Source organism: Streptosporangium subroseum, from assembly GCF_900188345.1.
In the GTDB taxonomy this organism is placed as follows: Bacteria; Actinomycetota; Actinomycetes; order Streptosporangiales; family Streptosporangiaceae; genus Streptosporangium; species Streptosporangium subroseum.
In genome coordinates this window covers 68,660-87,027 of sequence record NZ_FZOD01000041.1, presented here as the reverse complement: position 1 = coordinate 87,027, position 18,368 = coordinate 68,660, and the positions used below count along the sequence as shown (strand labels likewise).

Sequence of the window (18,368 nt, the reverse complement as noted above, 5' to 3'; positions counted from 1 at the left end):
TGACGAGGGAAGCTCGCCGGGTAAGAGCGTCCGAACCGCGATGCGCAGCGTCGCCATTGATGCAGCGCGGAGCGGACGCGTGACGAGGGAAGCTCACCGGGTAAGAGCGCCCGAACCGCGACGCGCAGCGTCGCCATGAGAATAGACGGCATGAGCGCACGGGTCTTCCTCGAGTTATTGGCCAGAGAAGCATCGGCGGTCGAGTTCGAGGGGCCCATCCTCGCCGCCAGGACCGGCGGGGCCGACGCGGTGACGCTGGCCGAACTGGAGGAGGCCAAGCTCACCGCGTTGAAGGTGCGGGCGCTGCTGCGGCGCAGGGCCAAGCGGGAGGCGGAGCTGTCGGCGCTGTTCGACACCGCGGGCGACCTGGCCGGGCTGCGGGATCTGGACGCCGTCCTGGAGGCCATCGTGCACCGGGCCAGGCAGTTGCTCGGCACCGACGCCGCCTACATGACGTTGCACGACTCCGAGCGGGGCGACACCTGGATGCGGGTGACCGACGGCTCGGTGTCGGCCAAGTTCCGCGCGCTGAGGCTGGCCATGGGCGCCGGTCTCGGCGGGCTGGTGGCCCAGACCGCCACGCCGTACTCGACGGCCGACTACTTCGCCGACGGGCGCTTTCGCCACAAGACCCACATCGACGACGCCGTGCTGGAGGAAGGCCTGGTCGCCATTCTGGGCGTGCCGCTCAAGCTCGGCGCGCGGGTGATCGGCGTGCTGTTCGCCGCGAACCGGAGCGTACGGCCGTTCAACCAGGACGAGGTGGTCCTGCTCGGCTCGCTGGCCGCGCACGCGGCGGTGGCGATCGACAACGCCCGGCTGCTGCAGGAGACCAGAAACGCGCTGGAGGAGCTCAGCGAGGCCAACCGGCAGGTGAACGCGCACAGCCAGGCCGTGGAGCGTGCCGCGCTCGCGCACGACCGGATGACCGGGCTGGTGCTGCGCGGCGGCGGGGTCGAGGACGTGGCCGCGGTGGTGACGGAGGTGCTGGGCGGCTCGCTGGCCGTACTGGACGACGCCGGACGGCCGATCACCGGGGACGCGGGTGAGCTGGACGCCGGGGTGTTCGACGCCGCCCAGTCGTCGCGGGCGCTGGGCCGCACCGTGAAGAAGGGAAACCTGCTGGTCGCCTCGGTGGACGTGGGGGCCGAGCCGCTGTGCACGCTCGTGCTGCGGGCGGACGGCCACGTGGCGGACACCGACCAGCGCATCCTCGAACGGGCCGCCCTGGTCACCGCGTTGCTGCTGCTGTTCCGCCGTACGGTGGCCGAGGCGGAGGGCCGGGTCAGGGGCGAGCTGCTCAACGACCTGATCTCCCGTCCCGCCCTCGACGGCCTGGCCGAACGCGCCAGGCGGGTCGGGGTGGACCTGGACGCCGGCCACGTCGTGGTCGTGGTCCGTCACGGCGGCCAGCGTGAGCGCGCCGCCTTCTGGGCCTCCTCCCAGGCCACGCTGAACCACGGCCTCGCCGCCCAGCACGGGGACGAGGTGGTGCTGTTACTGCCCGGCGACCGGCCGGGACACCTCGCCAAACGGGTGGCGTCCGAGCTGAGCGCCTCGCTCGGCCATCCGGCCACCGCGGGCGCCTCCGGCCCGGTGCGCGGGCCCGCCGCGGTCGCCACCGCCCACCACGAGGCGCGGCGCTGCGCCGACGCGCTGCTGGCCCTGGGCCGGGCCGGTGAGGGAGCGAGCCCCACCGAGCTGGGCTTCGTCGGGCTTCTCGTCGGCGACGGGCAGGACATCGAGTCGTTCCTCGGCTCGGTGATCGGCCCGGTGATCGACTACGACGCCCGCAGAGGCACCGCGCTGACCCGCACGCTCACCGCCTATTTCGGCGCGGGCGGCTCACTCTCCCGTACGGCCGACGCCCTGCACATCCACGTCAACACCGTCACCCAGCGGCTGGACCGGATCGCCCAGCTCCTCGGCACGGGCTGGCAGGAGCCCGAGCGCGCCCTGGAGATCCAGCTCGCCCTCCGCCTCCACCGCCTCAGCCGATAGCCCGAAATCCCCGTGACCGCAGCGGGCAGAACCCGGGCCTGTGAGCCTGTGACGAGGTGGAACTCCCGCGGTTCTCCGCCTGCCGCGATCACTCCGATGAGGGCCGGCGCCCGCCGCCGGTCCCGTCGTGATCTACGTCGTGGCCCGTATCGTGACCTCGCAGCCCACGACGTGGATCCACTTCATGGCCGTACCGTGGCCTGACAGCCCACGTCGTGACCCGCTTCCAGCGGTGCGGTCACCCGCTTCCTCCCGCCCCACTCGGATCGCTCTCCGCGGCAGTCGCACACATCCACATAGCCCTGCCATTCGGTATGGAGACCATCGCCATAGGAGTGACGCCGGTCACTACGTACCGTGAGCCGACATCCCCCCAACAGTTCTACCCATTGGTGAGTGAGATGGTAGAAAACACCCGCACCCCCATCGGAAGGATCGTCGCCGCCAGTCTCGTCGGCACGACGATCGAGTGGTACGACTTCTTCCTGTACGGCTCGGCCGCCGCCCTGGTCTTCCCCGCCCTGTTCTTCCCCTCGTCGGACCCGCTCACCGGCACCCTGCTGGCGCTCCTCACCTACGCGGTGGGCTTCATCGCCCGACCGGTGGGCGCCCTGGTCTTCGGCCACTTCGGCGACCGGCTCGGCCGCAAGAAGCTCCTGGTCCTCAGCCTGCTGATGATGGGGGGCGCGACCTTCCTGATCGGCTGCCTGCCGACCCACGCGGCGGTCGGCGCGCTGGCTCCGCTGCTGCTGACCCTGCTCCGGCTCATCCAGGGCTTCGCCCTCGGCGGTGAGTGGGGCGGCGCGGTGCTCATCGTCTCCGAGCACGGAGACCCGAAGCGTCGCGGCTTCTGGGCCTCCTGGCCGCAGGCCGGCGTGCCCAGCGGCAACCTGCTGGCCACCGCGGTGCTCGCGATCCTGGCCGCGGTCCAGACCGACGAGGCCTTCACGAGCTGGGGCTGGCGCATTCCGTTCCTGCTCTCCGGCGTGCTGGTGCTGATCGGCCTGTGGATCCGGCTGTCCATCGACGAGTCGCCGATCTTCCAGCAGGCGCTCGCGAACACCAAGCCCTCCCAGAGCATGCCGATCGTGGACGTGTTCAAGTACCACCGGCGGGACGTGCTGATCGCGATCGGCGCCCGCTTCGGGGAGAACGTCTCCTACTACGTGATCACCGCGTTCGTGCTGGTGTACGCGACGACCTCGGCGGGGCTGTCCAAGCCCGTCGTGCTCAACGCGGTGCTGATCGCATCCGCCGTGCACTTCGTCACGATCCCCATGTGGGGCGCGCTCTCCGACAAGCTCGGCCGCCGTCCGGTCTACCTGCTCGGCGCCGCCGGGGTGGGCCTGTGGGCCTTCGCGTTCTTCCCCCTGATCGACACCAAGAACTTCGCCGCGGTCACCCTGGCGGTGACGGTCGGGCTGATCCTGCACGGCGCGATGTACGGCCCGCAGGCCGCGTACTTCTCGGAGCTGTTCGCCACGAGAATGCGCTACTCGGGCGTGTCCATCGGCTCCCAGCTCGCCTCGATCGTCGCGGGCGCCCTGGCGCCGCTGATCGCGGTCGCCCTGCTGGACGCCTACGACTCGGCCTTCCCCGTCATGATCTACATGGCCGTCGCCGCCGCGATCACCCTGGTCACCGTGTACGTCTCCCGTGAGACCAAGGACCGCGACCTCGCCACCCTCGGCACCCCCGAAGAAGTATCGACCACTCGCTAAGCCGTACGGAGATATCTGATGGACCTTGAGAACCGGCCGGTCCCCACCGCCCGGATCACGCAGAACGTCCTGTCGACCGGTCAGACCGGAGGCGAGGCGGTGCTGTTCGTACACGGCAACGTGTCGAGCGCCGCCTTCTGGCGGGACACGATGATCGCCCTGGCGGACGACTACCGGCCGCTCGCCGTCGACCTGCGGGGCTTCGGCGACACCGATCCCGCGCCCGTCGACGCCACCCGCGGCCTGCGCGACTACTCCGACGACGTACTCGCGCTGATCGACGCCCTCGAACTGGACGGCGTGCACCTCGTGGGCTGGAGCATGGGCGGTGGGGTGGTCCTGCAGGTGCTGCGCGACCGGCCGGCCGTCGTGCGGAGCGTGACCCTGGTCAACCCGATCTCGCCGTACGGCTTCGGCGGCACGCACGGGGCGGACGGCGCGCTGAACCACCCCGACGGGATCGGCGGCGGGGCCGGGGCGGCGAACCTCGACTTCGTGAAGCTGCTCGCGGCCGGGGACACCTCCGCGGACTCCCCGGTGTCTCCGAGGAACGTGTTCAGGACGACGTACGTCAAGCCCGGCACGGTGATCGAGGACGCGGACGAGGACGCCTTCGTCGCCTCCATGCTCTCCACGAGGATCGGCGACGACCACTACCCGGGCGACGCGGTCGGCTCCGACATCTGGCCCGGGGTCGCCCCCGGCACGCGAGGCGTTCTCAACTCGATCGCGCCGACGCACTTCCGGCTCGACGACCTGCACACGATCGACCCCAAGCCGCCGATCCTGTGGATCAGGGGCGAGGCGGACGTGATCGTCTCCGACACCTCGCTGTTCGACCTGGCCCACCTGGGCGCCCTCGGCGCCATCCCCGGCTCGGACGGCACCCCGGCGCAGCCGATGATCTCCCAGACCCGGGCCGTGCTCGAACGGTACGGCAACCACACCGAGGTCGTCCTGGACTCCGGCCACAGCCCTCACATCGAACGCCCCGGAGAGTTCCGCAGCGCCCTCTCCGACCACCTGAAGCGGAGCTGACCGATGCGTAAACCCTCAAGCCTGCGTCTGTGGCCGCGCCCCACCCCGGACATGCCGGCCCAGGCGGGACCACGCGAGGCCGCGTCCGCGGGGCCGCGCAGAGCCATGATGGCCGCCGGACTCACCATCGCCACCGCGGCCGCCCTGGTGACGGGTGCGCCGGCCGCGGGCGCCGGAGTGGCGGGAGCCTCGTCGAACGGGCACTGCGCGCGGGTGGACCGGGTGAAGGTCCCGGGGGCCGAGCTCCAGGTGAAGGCCTGCCTGGACGATCTCACCACGGCGGGCACCACCGTCTCGGGGCACACCGACCCCGCCGACTGGGCGGGGCTGCACCCCGCGGGGGCGGTCAACCCCACGGGCGTCCCCGGCATCCAGATCGACGGCTACTTCCCCGACACCTCGACCTTCAACACGAGCCACGGCTGGAACCACGACTCCCAGTTCGTGCTCCGGCTGCCCGACCGATGGAACGGCGGGCTGGTCGTGACGGGCACTCCCGGCAACCGGGAGCAGTACGCCAACGACTTCACCATCTCCGACTGGGCCCTGGCCAAGGGCTACGCGTACGCCGTGACGGACAAGGGCAACGTCGGCGCCACCTTCTACCTCGACGGCCGCAAGCCAGGCGACGCGGTCGCCGAGTGGAACGACCGGGTCACGCAGGTCGCGATCGCGGCCAAGGCCGTCGTCGCGCAGCGGTACGGCAAGGCTCCCCAGCGGACCTACGCCGCGGGCATCTCCAACGGCGGCTACCTGGTCCGCTGGCAGCTGGAGAACCAGGCCAAGCTCTATGACGGCGGGGTCGACTGGGAGGGCACGCTCTGGCGGACCGAGGGCGACAACCTGCTCAACTACCTGCCCCCGGCGCTGCGGGCCTATCCCAAGGGCGACACCCAGGGGATGTACGACGCCGGTTTCGCCAAGGGCTCGGAGTTCCTGTGGCCCTACCACTACCAGTACTACTGGGACCTCACCCAGCGCGTCTACCGCGAGGAGCTGGACCCCTCCTTCGACGGTGACACGGTGGCGGGCACTCCCTTCTGCGCCTCGGGCACCCCGGCGTGCGACGCCGACTACGACTACGACGCGCGCAAGCCGTACAAGGCGATGAAGAAGATCGGTCTCACCGGCAAGATCGGCAAGCCGCTGATCACGATCCACGGCACGCTGGACACGCTGTTGCCGATCTCCCGTTCCAGCGACGTCTACGCGGACATGGTCGGCGACCGCAGGCCGTTCCGCTACTACCGGATCACCGACGGCAACCACGTGGACGGCCTCTACGCCACCTACCCCGACAAGCTCAGGCCGCTGCTGCCGTGCTTCCGCAGCGCGTTCGAGTCCCTGGAGGGCTGGGTGGAGCGGAAGAAGAGCCCGCCGCCGAGCGCCACCCTGCCGCGTCCGACGAGCGGGGACCTCGCCAACGAGTGCCGGCTCGGCGGATGACCTCCTCTCCGGCACCGGAGAGGCCCCCCGCCGGCTGAGGCGCTAGCTCACGTCCTGGTAACGCCGCCGCACGGTCCGGATCGCCCGGACCGTGCCGCGGGCCCCGGGAATCCACAGCCCGACGCGCCTCAGCGCCGAATACCAGGGCCCGGGGTTCCGGGCGGCGGTGGACTCGCGGATCTCCACCCGTCCGCCCCGCCTCATCTCCACCGTGAAACGGAGCCCGACCTCCTGGTCGTCCACCCGCAGGAACGGCGACCAGTCTCCCGGGGTCAGAAAGCCCTCCCCGCGCACCCGCCGGACCGGAACCTTGGCGATCAGCCGTCCGGCGAGCTCCCCCGGGACGCCCGGCTCGACCAGGGCGGGCACGCAGACCTCGCGTTCCCTGCCCGTGGGCCGGCGTAACACCAGCTCAGCGGGCGGCCCTCCGCTCGGCGGCACGTACGGCACGGGCACGACGACAAAAACGTGCCCGCGCTGCTGGGTGATCGTCGTCCCCGGCGAGACCAGGACGATCGATTCGGAGAACGAGCGGGGCTCCACGCAGATGCCCAGCTCACCCTGGTCGGACCACCAGGGGATGACCAGCCGCTTGGAGTAGTCGGCCAGCGTCCCCGTGCAGTTCAGCGGTGATCCGGTCACGCGGGTGCGCGCCTTGTGCGTCCCGGCGTACATGCGCACGTGGATCTCCCAGCGTCCCGGCGACAGCGGACGGCCGAGGGCCGCGGAGTTCACGTCCAGCCGGGCCGTCCCCGTGACCTGCAATCTGACCTTGACCCCGTCGCGCTGCCGGATGCGGGTCATCGAGCAGCTCACGGGCAGGAAGTAGACGACCCCGGTGCCGGAGTGCCTGATGTAGACCTCCAGCCGGGCCCGGGAGGCGGCCTGGCCGACGTCGGCCAGTTCGGGCGGGAGGCGAATCCCGTCGAGGGGCACCGGCGGCTCCCAGAGCAGGCCGTCCTCACCGTGCGGGAGGAAGCGGATCGGGGTGCCGTCGGCCTGCATGATCTCCACGGTGAGCCCCATGGTGAACACGCCGTCGTCCCAGAGGACCTCCTGGAGGTCGGCCCGCAGGCGGGTGCCGCGCATGGCCTTGTCCAGCACGAGGAGCTGGTCGAGCCTTCCCGCGCGAAGCAGCGCGGCGCGGGCCCGCAGATGCACGGGCACGTAGTGGTCCAGACGCTGGGGGAAGCGCTGGACGGCCACCTCGCGCAGGGTCGTGAAGACGGCCGCCCGGTTCCGGGCGGACGAGACGAACTCGGCTCCCCCGAGCCGGCGCAGCACCGCGGTGCGGAACCAGTGCGCGTACATCCGGTCCCGCTGGCGTCCCTCGGGGACCTCTCCGTCGATGATGTCGAGCAGTTCGCGCAGCTCGGCGGCCCACACGTAGGGGTCGGCGGGCGGCTCGGGCTGCTCCTCGACGTGGCAGCAGACCTGGTCGGCCAGAATCGTGATGACCTTGGCCCGCAGGTAGGCGCGGACCACGAACGCCTGTTCGGCCAGGCGTCCGCCGGGGTCCGCGAAGTTCAGCGCCTCGGCGTCCAGGAACGCCCTGCGGAAGAGCTTGTGCGGCGTGAGCAGCGACAGCAGCCGGTCCTTGACGATGTCGGCGCGCTCGCGGTTGGCGTCGAAGATCGTGGACGGGGGTGCCTGGTCGTTGACCAGCCGCCCGATGAGGATGTCGGCCTCGGTCTCGACGGCGCGCTCGTACATCTTCTCCAGGGCGGTCCGTTCCAGGCGGTCCGTCTGCCCCATCATGTAGACGTACTCGCCCCTGGCGACCACCAACGCGACGTTGCGGCCGCGCATCGGCGACCCCGTCGGCGTCAGATGGAGCACCCTCACGTTCGAGCGCACGGCGGCGACGGCGTCGAGACGCTGCTGGATCCCGTCGTCCGATCCGTCGTCGGCGAAGATGACCTCGTATTCGTCCGAGGCCATCGACTGTTCCAGCACCGACCGGATACAGGTGTCGGCGCCATCACCGGGGTTGTGCACCGGCACCACCACGCTGACCTTCACATTCATGCGGCCAAGGGTGCGACGCCCGCGCCCGGGACGCGGTAAGACTTGCCGACTCCTGGCCTCTCAGTACCAGCCCTTGGCCTGGGAATGGCCCCAGGCGCCACAGGGCGTGCCATAGCGGGCCTTGATATAGCCGAGCCCCCACTCGATCTGGGTGGCCGCACTGGTCTGCCAGTCACCGCCCGCGCTGGCCATCTTGGAGCCGGGAAGCGACTGGGGGATGCCGTAGGCGCCGCTGGAGGTGTTCATCGCACGCTCGTTCCAGCCGCTCTCCTTCGTCCACAGCGACTCCAGGCAGCCCCACTGGTCGGACCAGCCGCGCGCGTCGAGCATCTGCTTGCCCAGCGCCTTGTTGCCGGTCGGGTTGGACGTGCCGGGAGGAAGCTTCTGCGGGGCGAATCCGTCGCCGCCCGGCGCCTCTTCGACGATCTTGATCGGGTTGAGCACCTTGCGATGATCTCTCTCGGCCGCCAGCGCGTCGGCCTTGAGCGCCTGGGCGGCCTGCTCCTTGAGCATGTCGGCCTGAAGGTCGGGGCCGAACGGGTCGCCGCCGAACATCTTCGCCATGTCGTCCAGCGAGACGGGCGGTCCCTGCGGGGCCGACGCGTTCTGGATCGCGGTGTAGGCGGTGAAGGTTCCGCCGCCCACGAAGATCACGATCAGGGCGCCGGAGATCATGACACGCTTGGGGGTCAGCCAGCCCGGTGTCTTGGCCTTGGCCGACCTTCTGGTCGAACGGCGGGCACGGGGAGCTGAGCGCTCCTTCAAGTGTGGCGATCCTGGACTCACGACCTATGAGCTTGCCGTGCACAGGGGGGTGGTCCGCAACCGAAACCAGAGAGTTGGTTGGTGTTACCTATGACGTTTCCCGGCTTTTTCATGACTTAAGCGCCAGGTCACATGCGCTTTCATGGCATTTAGCATACCAATGTGACTTTGCTCACAATTTAGGAACAAGCCTGGTCTTAAGCACTTTTATGGCGAAAAGAAGGCCTCATGAGCCCTCTGGTGCCCCATGAGATCCCGTCCGCCCCATGTCACGGTTCTGTGTCGAAGCGGTCATTAGTGGACATTGGCAGAATAATGTCCGGGTGGCTGGCATCCTCCTTGTTGAAGACGATCTTTCGGTCCGAACCGGACTGGAGCTCGCGCTGACCCGTCAGGGCCACACCGTCACCTCCTACGCCACCGGCGAGGAGGCGCTCGAGCACATCCGCTCGCGCCGTCCCGAGATCGCCATCCTCGACGTGATGCTGCCGGGCATCGACGGAGTCGAGGTGTGCCGCCGCATCCGCAAGATGGACCAGCTGCCGGTGATCCTGCTCACGGCCAGGGGTGACGACCTCGACGTGGTGGTGGGGCTGGAGGCGGGCGCCGACGACTACGTGGTCAAGCCGGTCGAGCCCCGCGTGCTGGACGCCCGGATCCGCGCCGTCCTACGCCGGGCGGAGTCGGTCGCCTCCGACCGCATCACCTTCGGTGAGCTGGTCATCGACCGGGGGGCGCTCAAGGTGTCGCTGGAGGGCCGGGAGGTCCACCTGACCCCCACGGAGCTGCGGCTCCTGCTCGAACTGGTCCGCCACCCCGGCCAGGTGCTCAACCGCAGATACCTGCTGCGGGCCGTCTGGGACCACACCCACGTCGCCGACTCCCGGCTGGTGGACGCCTGCGTCCAGCGGGTCCGGGCCAAGATCGAGGCAGTGCCCGCCGAGCCCGAGTTCATCCACACGGTCCGCGGATTCGGCTACCGTTTCAGCCCGCCGTGAAGCGGATGTACGTCGGGCTGCGCGGACGTCTGGTCATCATCTTCACCCTGATCGCCATCACGGCCTCCGCGTTGGTCGCGGGGATCGGCTACGAGCTCGTCAAGCGCCGGGTGATCGACCGCGCCGAGCAGGTGGCCGTGAGCGACGTGCGCGACACGCTCGAAGGCATCAGGGTGCCCATCGGCGCGCTCTGGCCGGGCGACAGCCCGCCGACCAACGCGCAGATCAGCGCGTTGCAGAAGAGTCTGCGCTCGCCGGGCGGCAAGGTGGTGGTCCGCTACGAGGACTACCTCTACCCCGACGGGGACTTCACCATGAGCGACGTCCCCGTCGACGTCGCCCTCCGGGCCACCCAGCGGATGGTGGCCAAACGCCAGATGATCAAGGGGAGCATGTGGCTGATCGTCGCCACCCCCGTCTGGCGGATAGAGCCCATCCACACGGCCCAGCCCACCGGGATGAGCGTCTTCGTGTTCGTCCCCCTCTCCGAGGAGGAGCATCTCCTGACCGGGATGCGGCAGCCGCTGGCGGCCGCGGGGGCCATCATGCTGATCATCGCCCTCGCCCTGGCGCTGGTGTCGGCCCGGCAGGTCCTGCTGCCGGTCAGGAGGCTCGGCTCCGCGGCCCGCGCGCTCGGCGCCGGTCACCTGGACACCCGCCTGCCCGTGAACGGCCAGGACGAGCTCTCCGAGCTCACCGCCACGTTCAACGACACCGCGGCGGCCCTGGAGCGGAGCGTGTCCGAGCTGCGCTCGCTGGAGGCGATGTCCCGCCGGTTCGTGGCCGACGTCTCCCACGAGCTCAGGACCCCGCTGACCGCGATGACGGCGGTCACCGACATGCTTTCCGAGGAGGCCGATCGGCTGCCCCCCGAACCCGCGGCGGCCGTACGGCTGGTGCTGCAGGAGATCAAACGGCTGCGGACCCTGGTGGAGCAGCTCATCGAGGCGAGCCGGTTCGACTCGGGCACGGCGACGCTGAACGTGGACACCGTGGGCATCGCCGATGCGATCTGCGACTGCCTGGAGGTACGAGGCTGGTCGGAGCGAGTACGGGTGAACGTGCCGCAGGGACTGACCTTCTCCGTCGATCCCCGGCGCTTCGACGTGATCCTGGCGAACCTCGTGGGCAACGCCCTGCGCCATGGTGAGCCTCCCGTGGTGGTGACCGCCAGGAGCACGCCGAACGGACTGGAGGTAAAGGTGCGCGACCACGGCAAGGGAATCCCCGCGGCGGATCTGCCCCACGTGTTCAACCGTTTCTACAAGGCGGGCGCCCGGGGCGACGGCAGCGGGCTCGGCCTGTCCATCGCGCGGGCCAACGCCCACCTGCACGGCGGCACGATCTCGGTCCGCTCACAGGAGTTCAACACCCTGTTCACGGTCTGGCTGCCCCCGGCATGAAACGGCTCGCCTGCCTGCTCGCGGCCATCCTGACCCTCGCCGGATGCGGCATCTCCCCCAGCGAGGTCCAGGACCAGGGCCGCCCGCCGGTGATCAGTTACAGCCCCACCTGGGTGACGGTCTATCTGCTCCGCGACGGCCGGCTGGAGCCCGTCAGGATCCCGGTGAGCTCCGACTCCGTCAAGAACGTCGTCGACACCCTGTTCCGGGCCGGGAAACAGCCGCCGAAACCGGGCCTCACCAGCGCGCTCAACGGTTTCAGCGCCTACGACACCAAGACCACCAGATACTCCGACGACGTCAGGAACAAGCAGAACGATCTCGAGGAGAATCTGGGCTACCGGCTGAACGTGATCATCACGGGCGAGGGCAGGATCTCCACGGCGGGGCTCGCCCAGATCACCTGCACCATCCGGCAGAACAAGCAGGAGAGCATCTGGAGCGTCGAGGTGACCCGGCTGTTCCCGGGAACCCCCGACTCGATGGGGGAACACACCTGCTTCGAGTACCGCGGGCTCGCGGCCCCGGGAGTGCGGCTCCCGCCGTAAGGGCTCTCCCCAGACCGGAGAACCGACGGCCGAAGGTCAACGGCCGAGACCCGGCGACTGAGGGATGACTGAGGATCGACGGCCGGGGACTGCGGCCGGGATCGACCGCCGGGGGCTGACGACCGGGGATCGACGGCCGGGGATCGACCGCCGGGGACTGACGGCCGGGGATCGACCGCCGCCACCCGTGGGCCGGCGCCCGGCGAACGCGCGTTCGCCGGGCGCCGGTCTTCCGACGGTTAAATCGTGACGTCTTCCAGCATCTCGGTGACCAGTGCGGCGATCGGCGAGCGCTCCGAGCGGGTCAGCGTGACGTGCGCGAACAGCGGATGGCCCTTGAGCTTCTCCACCACCGCGACCACACCGTCATGCCGGCCCACCCGCAGGTTGTCCCGCTGGGCGATGTCGTGGGTGAGCACGACCCTGGAGTTGGCGCCGATTCGGCTCAGCACCGTGAGCAGCACCCCGCGTTCCAGCGACTGCGCCTCGTCCACGATGACAAACGCGTCGTGCAGGGAGCGACCTCGGATGTGGGTGAGGGGAAGAACCTCGAGCATGCCCCGATCCATGACCTCCTCGATCACCTCGGGTGTGGTGACCGCGCCGAGGGTGTCGTAGACGGCCTGCCCCCACGGGCCCATCTTCTCGCTCTCCGAACCGGGCAGGTATCCCAGATCCTGGCCGCCCACGGCGTACAGCGGGCGGAAGACGATGACCTTGCGATGCTGGCGGCGCTCCAGGACCGCCTCCAGCCCCGCGCAGAGAGCCAGCGCGGACTTGCCGGTGCCGGCACGACCGCCCATCGAGACGATGCCGACCTCCGGGTCCATCAGAAGGTCGAGCGCGATCCGCTGCTCGGCCGAACGGCCGTGCAGTCCGAACACCTCTCGGTCTCCGCGCACCAGCCGCACCGATTTGTCCGGCAGCACCCGTCCCAGCGCCGAGCCCCTGCTGGACAGCAGTCGCAGGCCGGTGTGGGTCGGCAGGTCACGGGCGTCCACCAGGTCGGCGGTGCCGTGTTCGAAGAGCGTCTCGACGTCCTCCGTGGTCACCTGCAGCTCGGCCATGCCGGTCCAGCCGGACTCCACGGCGAGTTCGGCACGGTATTCGTCCGCGGTGAGTCCGATGGAAGCGGCCTTGACGCGCATGGGCAGGTCTTTGGAGACCAGCACCACGTCATGTCCCTCTGCGGCGAGGGTACGGGCCACGGTCAGGATGCGGGTGTCGTTGTCGCCGAGCCGAAAGCCTACGGGCAGGATCGACGGGTCACTGTGATTGAGCTCGACCCGTATGGTGCCCTCGCCGATCGGCATGGGCTCGTCCAACCGCCCGTGTGTCACCCGGAGGTCGTCGAGGTACCTCAGCGCTTTGCGCGCGAAGTATCCGAGCTCTGGATGATGGCGTTTGCCCTCCAACTCGGTGATGACGACGATCGGGAGGACGACCTCATGCTCGGCGAAGCGGCCCATCGCCGCCGGATCCGCCAAAAGGACTGAGGTGTCCAGGACGTACGTACGCCGCTTGGTGACCGACGACGTAGGTGAGGACGAAGGGTTTGCCACGCGTTCTCCCCCGGGCGCCATGGGAGGCGCCCTGCCATGAGCTGGGATGCGGACCGGCCCCGGGCCCACGCTCGCGACTGTCGAGGAGGCACCGTTGACCGGCCCTCCTTGGCAGGTCGTGACGCAAAGGCGGGCCCTCTTCCGGCGTAGGTGAGCTGCGCTCTCCTACTTCTTACGGTACGTCCTGAATGCCCGTCTTCCAATGGTCCAAGCTTGACCGAAAGATGGTGTTCATGTGGTATTTCAGGAGCCGTACCGTCGGTTTCGCGCGGCATATGAGCGGAGAGCCCGCAAGAAGTCGACTCTGCGGAAGTCAGGCCAGTAGGCCTCGCAGAAGTAGAACTCGGAGTGAGCGCTCTGCCAGAGCAGGAAGCCGGAGAGGCGCTGCTCTCCCGAGGTCCGGATGACCAGATCCGGGTCGGGCTGACCGCGCGTGTAGAGATGCTCCGCGATGTGCTCAACATCGAGGACCTCGACCAGGTCCTCGATGCTTGCGCCCTTGCTCGCATGCTCCTGAAGAAGGGAGCGCACCGCATCAGCGATCTCACGCCTTCCTCCATACCCAACGGCAACGTTCACAATCAAACCCGGACGATGTGATGTTGCTTCTTTTGCATTTTTCAGGACATGGGCCGTGTGATCGGGCAGAAGATCAAGCGCTCCCATGGGCTTGATGTGCCATCCATCGGCCACGAGTTCCTGGACCACGTCCTCAATGATCTTCATCAGGAGGTCCAGCTCGTCCTTGGAGCGGTTGATGTTCTCGCTGGACAGCAGCCAGACCGTGACAACCTCAACACCGGCCTCCCGGCACCAGCCGAGCAACTCGGAGATCTTGTCGGCGCCTTTTCTGTGGCCTCGGCTCACATCGTCGATGCCCATCGAACGCGCCCAGCGCCGGTTACCGTCGACGATGACGCCGACGTGCCGGGGAGCGGTCTCCTTCTGCCGGGACAGCTTCGCTTCCAGCCTTCGTTCGTACAGCCGGTAGACGAGATCGCGCACGCCCATTGGAGTCCTCCCCCTCAACGCCCGCCGTCGAAGGGCGCTGACAGGCAATTATCACCGCCCCGCGGACCCCTCTGCCCCCTCTACAGGGTTCTGACGGAGTTACTACAGGGATCTGGCGGAGTTGCCGGACTTCTGCGGGCTCAGGCACTCCTCGGCCTCCGCGACGAGAGCCTCCACGAAGACACCCAACTCCGCCGAGGTCAGAACCGCTTGCAGATGATCTGCCCCGTCACCGTCTCCGGCCTCCACAAAGGCTCTCCTCGTGAGCCGCCACTCCCCGCCCGGCCCTCGCCATTCGGGAATCCAGGTCGGAATCGTCCGCAACCGGCACCGGAGTTCGCCCTCGCCGACGACCCCGTTCCTGGTCCGATAACGAAAGGCGAACAGTTCTCCGTCGTTGGGGAAGTGGTCGTCGGGGAAGCGGTCGTCGGGATCGGGCCAGTGCGCCTCATGGCCGGCGCGGGCCTCGGCGACCCCCTTGGCCAGCCGGGTGAGGAGCCGGCCGCACCGCTCACCCACCGTTCCGTACAGCGCGCCGTCGCGGTGGAGTTCAAGCGTGATCTCGTACGGCGAGCCGGCACCGTCCCGGCACGCCACCGGCGTAACCGTCAGATATGAACCATCAAGACAACGCAGTCCCCCCACCTCAGAGAGGTTATCCCTGACGAAGGCCGCCAAAACATGATCAACGCCACTCATGCCCTCGCCACCCGGGCGGCTGGTGCCATTCCGTCCAGCCGTGACCCGAGCGGCCGTCGGCGGCCTCGAAGCGGCACAGGGCCCGGGGAAAGTGCGCGATCGCACCGTCCGGGGAGGTCATCGCGACCGGGGCGAAACTGACGGGCACGACCGTCAGCGGGGCTCCCGGCACGGCCAGCCACGACTGGACGGGGAAGCCGTTCTCACCGAACTCGCTGGTCGCGGTGAAGCCCTCGCGGTGGTCCAGCACGCCGTCGGGCGGGACCGTGAAGCACGGCCAGGGCATCTCGAAGCCGACGTTGGCCCGCATGCCGTGGAAGAACGTCCCGTCGTCGAGACGTCCGGAACTCCACAGCCACGAGACCTGCCACCAGTCGCGCTCACCCCAGCTGTGGTCGCGCTCACCGTGCCCGGAGAAGGGGATCTCCTCGTCACCGACCCTGATCACCCCGGCGACCTCACAGGGGATCTCGTAGCGCGGGATGAACCCGTAGGGGTAGACCCCGCCGACGGTCTTCCACTCCAGGTCGAACTCCAGCGAGGTCGTCCGGGCCCCGGCCGTGTCCGCGTAGGCCTGCGCCGGGTCGTCCAGCACGGCCGCCGCCTCGGCGTTCAGGGTCAGCCTGAAGGAGCGCATGGGGAGCGTCACCTCGTGGGTGGCCCGGTATCCCTCGCCCTTCACGACGAGGTCGGGCCCGGGAAGCGTGGCGTGGTTGTCGGCCAGCAGCACCGTCTGCCGGTCCTTGCCGACCAGGCATGCCCAGTACCAGGCGCGATTCCAGTTGGGATACAGCCCCAGCCGGATATATCCGGCGATCGAGCCGTCCTGGGTCGTGAAGTCGAGATAGACGGACTCGCTCCACAGCGGCTCCACGCCGACCGGATGCGCCCCCTCGTCCTCGTCCCGCAGGGGCCACGTTCCGTGATCCACGATTTTCACCACGGTCACTCCGATGCAAGCGCTTGGTTAGATATCGGCTCAATTTAGCCGACCGCGCCGCGCGCGGACAGTCCCTCAGTGCCTGCCCGCCCTGGCCGGGCCGGACGACGGCAACACGCCGCTCGTGGAGAGCACCGTGGCCAGCTCGCGGTCCACCACCTGGCCCAGGCCGTACAGGGCGACGCCGAAGAGGTTCGACGCGTCCACGGTGACGTGATCCCGGGAGCGGGGCGGCAGCGATCTGCCCTCGCGGTGGCGCAGACGGTAGTGGGCCAGCGCGGCCTGCCCGGCACGCGTGGGGACGACCTGCCTGGAGTCGTCGCCGGCGGCGACCAGCCCCAGCTCCTCCAGCCGCTCGATCAGCGCGGTGACGGCGGCCCCCTGGACCAGCGCCGCCTTGATCTCCCAGACCGGCAGGCCGTCGCGCCGGCCTTCGAGCAGCCCGAGAACCTCGGCTTCCACCGGCTCCATGACCTTCGCCGGATGCGCGGGGTCGGTGGACGTGGTGCCCGCCAGGGTCAGGATCCCGGTGGGCGGGATCCTGACCCTCTTGTCCGCCGCCAGGGACGCCAGGGCGGTGTTCAGCACCCGGAATCGCCCCGCTGCGAGCAGGGCCAGCTCGTACGGACCCAGATCGGGGCCCGCGTAGCCCCTCGGCGCGTGCATGGCCAGCCGCAAGGCGATCAGCCCCGCCACCATCAGAAGCGCGACGGTCACGACAACGATCAGAACGGCGACCATGACGACCTCCGTAAACGCATGTCTCCCGCAGGACTTCTTTACCCGTTCTGACGAATATCAGTGGCTGGAGAGGCAACGATCGCCGCACGTGGCCTCCGCCGGCGGCGGACATCGTGATCGCCGCACCAAACGCCGCCACCGGCGAGGCCACGATCCACGTCGAACACGACCGCCACAGACCTCGCGATCACCGCACCGGACACCGCCACCGGCGGACCTACACGACCCATGTCGAACGCGACCGTCAAAGGCCTCGTGATCGCCGCGCCGGACATCGCCGACGCCAGACCTCACGACCGCCGGAAACGCCACCAGCGGGACGCGGGAGACGGCTCTGGCTCCTCGGTCTCCTCGGGCCGACCGGGCAGGCGCCCCATCGCCTCAAGCCTGCCCGCGAAGTCCCGCGCGTCGGCGCGGGAGCCGCCGGGCGGCTTGGGACGGCCCCGCGCGTAGGACTCGAACTCCCCGGCGAAGTCGCCGCCGAGCAGCGCGACCAGATCAGGACGGAGCCTGGCCACCGTCCTCCTCCGCTTGGAGATCAGGCTGAACTCCTGGATGCGCAGTCGTTTCTCGTCGAACCCGGGAGGCGTCTCCCCACCGGCCACCAGGGCGGCCAGCAGCCCGGACTGCGCCCTGGCCAGAGCCTCGCGAGCGGCGTCGTCAGACACGGGCCATCGCGCCGCGGATCCGGCCGAGCTCCGCTTCGAGTGCGGCGTCGCTGGGATAGTCGTCGTCCCATTCGAGCAGCACGCCCGGCGGATCGACCCGGACGCAGAGCTCGGACAGGATGTCCAGCACGTCGGCGGGGACGTGCGCGGTGTGGGTGTCGTGCCAGACGCCGTCGCGGGAGTGACCTCCGGCGACGTGGACGTACGCGAGCTCGGACAGCGGCAGGCCGTCCAGCGCGCCGATGGCCGGCAGCCCCAGGTTGACCTGGTTGGTGTAGAGGTTGGCCACATCGATCAGGAGTAGGACACCGGTCATCTCCACCAGCTCGCCGAGAAACTGCGCCTCGGTCATCTCGTCCTCGGGCCAGCCGAACAGGGCCGCCACGTTCTCCAGGGCCAGCGGGACGGGAAGCGCCGCCTGCGCCCGCCGTACGTTGTCCGCGACGACGGAGAGCGCGGCCCTGGTGCGCGGGACCGGGAGCAGGTGACCGGCCTCCATGCCGCCGGCGCGCACGAAGGCCAGATGCTCGCTGACCAGGGGCGCGTCCAGAGCCCGCGCGCAGGCCGCCAGGTGCGCCAGCCGTGCCGGGTCGGGCGGTTCGGCCCCGCCCACCCCGAGCCCGACCCCGTGCGGGATCACCGGCACCCCGCGGGCGCGGAGCACCCGCAGGGACTCCGGGAGCCGGTCGGGATGCACGTTCTCCGCGACGACCTCGACGAAGTCCACCCCGGGCAGCCGCTCCACGGTCAGATCGATCTCCGACCGCCAGCCGATGCCGACACCCAGCGATCCGGCCAC

The 18,368-nt window shown here is 69.5% G+C and carries 16 protein-coding genes; 7 read left to right on the top strand and 9 right to left on the bottom strand.

Translation table 11 applies throughout. The features are described from left to right. Positions 1-150 precede the first annotated feature (150 nt). The 4 genes from CHC08_RS31560 (at position 151) to CHC08_RS31545 (ending at position 6,206) form a co-directional block, all read left to right on the top strand. Positions 151-2,001, top strand: coding sequence for a helix-turn-helix domain-containing protein (locus tag CHC08_RS31560; protein ID WP_245878680.1), 1,851 nt, complete (start codon positions 151-153; stop codon positions 1,999-2,001). A gap of 401 nt (positions 2,002-2,402) precedes the next feature. Further along, positions 2,403-3,722, top strand: a complete 1,320-nt coding sequence (locus tag CHC08_RS31555; RefSeq protein WP_089211025.1) for an MFS transporter — start codon at positions 2,403-2,405, stop codon at positions 3,720-3,722. Positions 3,723-3,740: 18 nt separating this feature from the next. After that, on the top strand, positions 3,741-4,760 hold the full coding sequence (locus CHC08_RS31550; protein WP_089211024.1) for an alpha/beta fold hydrolase: 1,020 nt from the start codon (positions 3,741-3,743) through the stop codon (positions 4,758-4,760). Between the two features lie 3 nt (positions 4,761-4,763). Next, positions 4,764-6,206, top strand: coding sequence for a tannase/feruloyl esterase family alpha/beta hydrolase (locus CHC08_RS31545; protein ID WP_245878679.1), 1,443 nt, complete (start codon positions 4,764-4,766; stop codon positions 6,204-6,206). 42 nt (positions 6,207-6,248) lie between these two features. Here CHC08_RS31545 and CHC08_RS31540 read toward each other — a convergent pair whose 3' ends face one another. Beyond that, positions 6,249-8,234, bottom strand: coding sequence for a glycosyltransferase family 2 protein (locus CHC08_RS31540; RefSeq protein WP_089211022.1), 1,986 nt, complete (start codon positions 8,232-8,234; stop codon positions 6,249-6,251). 60 nt (positions 8,235-8,294) lie between these two features. Then, the gene (locus CHC08_RS31535) at positions 8,295-8,999 is read right to left on the bottom strand and encodes an aggregation-promoting factor C-terminal-like domain-containing protein (RefSeq protein ID WP_089211021.1); all 705 of its coding nucleotides are present in this window, start codon (positions 8,997-8,999) and stop codon (positions 8,295-8,297) included. A gap of 323 nt (positions 9,000-9,322) precedes the next feature. On the opposite strand from CHC08_RS31535, the gene CHC08_RS31530 reads away from it, so the two are divergent. From CHC08_RS31530 to CHC08_RS31520, 3 genes are read left to right on the top strand one after another with little or no spacing between them, the layout of a single operon-like run. Then, entirely contained in the window at positions 9,323-9,997 is a 675-nt protein-coding gene (locus CHC08_RS31530; protein ID WP_089211020.1) for a response regulator transcription factor, read from the top strand. Between the two features lie 5 nt (positions 9,998-10,002). Next, a complete protein-coding gene (locus tag CHC08_RS31525; RefSeq protein ID WP_245878681.1) occupies positions 10,003-11,400 on the top strand; it encodes a sensor histidine kinase in 1,398 nt (465 codons plus the stop codon). After that, positions 11,397-11,948 carry a hypothetical protein gene (locus tag CHC08_RS31520; RefSeq protein ID WP_089211018.1) on the top strand — a complete coding sequence of 184 codons (552 nt, stop codon included), beginning with the start codon at positions 11,397-11,399 and terminating at the stop codon, positions 11,946-11,948. Before CHC08_RS31525 ends, CHC08_RS31520 begins: the two co-directional genes overlap by 4 nt. A 239-nt stretch (positions 11,949-12,187) precedes the next feature. Here CHC08_RS31520 and CHC08_RS31515 read toward each other — a convergent pair whose 3' ends face one another. From CHC08_RS31515 to CHC08_RS31485, 7 genes are all read right to left on the bottom strand, one after another. Further along, entirely contained in the window at positions 12,188-13,531 is a 1,344-nt protein-coding gene (locus CHC08_RS31515) for a PhoH family protein (RefSeq protein ID WP_089211017.1), read from the bottom strand. A 222-nt stretch (positions 13,532-13,753) separates the two neighbouring features. Then, complete coding sequence (locus CHC08_RS31510; RefSeq protein ID WP_089211016.1) at positions 13,754-14,521, bottom strand: isoprenyl transferase; 768 nt, start codon at positions 14,519-14,521, stop codon at positions 13,754-13,756. Between the two features lie 102 nt (positions 14,522-14,623). Next, positions 14,624-15,118: a hypothetical protein gene (locus CHC08_RS31505; protein WP_089211015.1), complete on the bottom strand. Its 495-nt coding sequence runs from the start codon at positions 15,116-15,118 to the stop codon at positions 14,624-14,626. Positions 15,119-15,206: 88 nt separating this feature from the next. Next, complete coding sequence (locus CHC08_RS31500) at positions 15,207-16,151, bottom strand: DUF7064 domain-containing protein (protein ID WP_245878678.1); 945 nt, start codon at positions 16,149-16,151, stop codon at positions 15,207-15,209. An 84-nt stretch (positions 16,152-16,235) separates the two neighbouring features. After that, positions 16,236-16,901, bottom strand: coding sequence for a TIGR04222 domain-containing membrane protein (locus tag CHC08_RS31495; RefSeq protein WP_089211014.1), 666 nt, complete (start codon positions 16,899-16,901; stop codon positions 16,236-16,238). A 290-nt stretch (positions 16,902-17,191) separates the two neighbouring features. Further along, positions 17,192-17,569 (bottom strand): SCO6045 C-terminal-like domain-containing protein, encoded by a 378-nt coding sequence (locus tag CHC08_RS49890; RefSeq protein WP_089211013.1) that lies wholly within the window; start codon positions 17,567-17,569, stop codon positions 17,192-17,194. Next, on the bottom strand, positions 17,562-18,368 hold the full coding sequence (locus tag CHC08_RS31485) for an MbnB/TglH/ChrH family RiPP precursor modification enzyme (RefSeq protein ID WP_089211034.1): 807 nt from the start codon (positions 18,366-18,368) through the stop codon (positions 17,562-17,564). The genes CHC08_RS49890 and CHC08_RS31485 overlap by 8 nt, the downstream gene beginning before the upstream one ends.

Bases quoted from the DNA above. Each gene is read 5' to 3' on its own strand.
- CHC08_RS31525 (WP_245878681.1), top strand. From the start codon at position 10,003: ATGTACGTCGGGCTGCGCGGACGTCTGGTCATCATCTTCACCCTGATC.
- CHC08_RS31555 (WP_089211025.1), top strand. From the start codon at position 2,403: ATGGTAGAAAACACCCGCACCCCCATCGGAAGGATCGTCGCCGCCAGT.
- CHC08_RS31495 (WP_089211014.1), bottom strand. From the start codon at position 16,901: ATGGTCGCCGTTCTGATCGTTGTCGTGACCGTCGCGCTTCTGATGGTG.
- CHC08_RS31545 (WP_245878679.1), top strand. From the start codon at position 4,764: ATGCGTAAACCCTCAAGCCTGCGTCTGTGGCCGCGCCCCACCCCGGAC.
- CHC08_RS31560 (WP_245878680.1), top strand. From the start codon at position 151: ATGAGCGCACGGGTCTTCCTCGAGTTATTGGCCAGAGAAGCATCGGCG.
- CHC08_RS31510 (WP_089211016.1), bottom strand. From the start codon at position 14,521: ATGGGCGTGCGCGATCTCGTCTACCGGCTGTACGAACGAAGGCTGGAA.
- CHC08_RS31540 (WP_089211022.1), bottom strand. From the start codon at position 8,234: ATGAATGTGAAGGTCAGCGTGGTGGTGCCGGTGCACAACCCCGGTGAT.
- CHC08_RS31520 (WP_089211018.1), top strand. From the start codon at position 11,397: ATGAAACGGCTCGCCTGCCTGCTCGCGGCCATCCTGACCCTCGCCGGA.
- CHC08_RS31515 (WP_089211017.1), bottom strand. From the start codon at position 13,531: ATGGCGCCCGGGGGAGAACGCGTGGCAAACCCTTCGTCCTCACCTACG.
- CHC08_RS31550 (WP_089211024.1), top strand. From the start codon at position 3,741: ATGGACCTTGAGAACCGGCCGGTCCCCACCGCCCGGATCACGCAGAAC.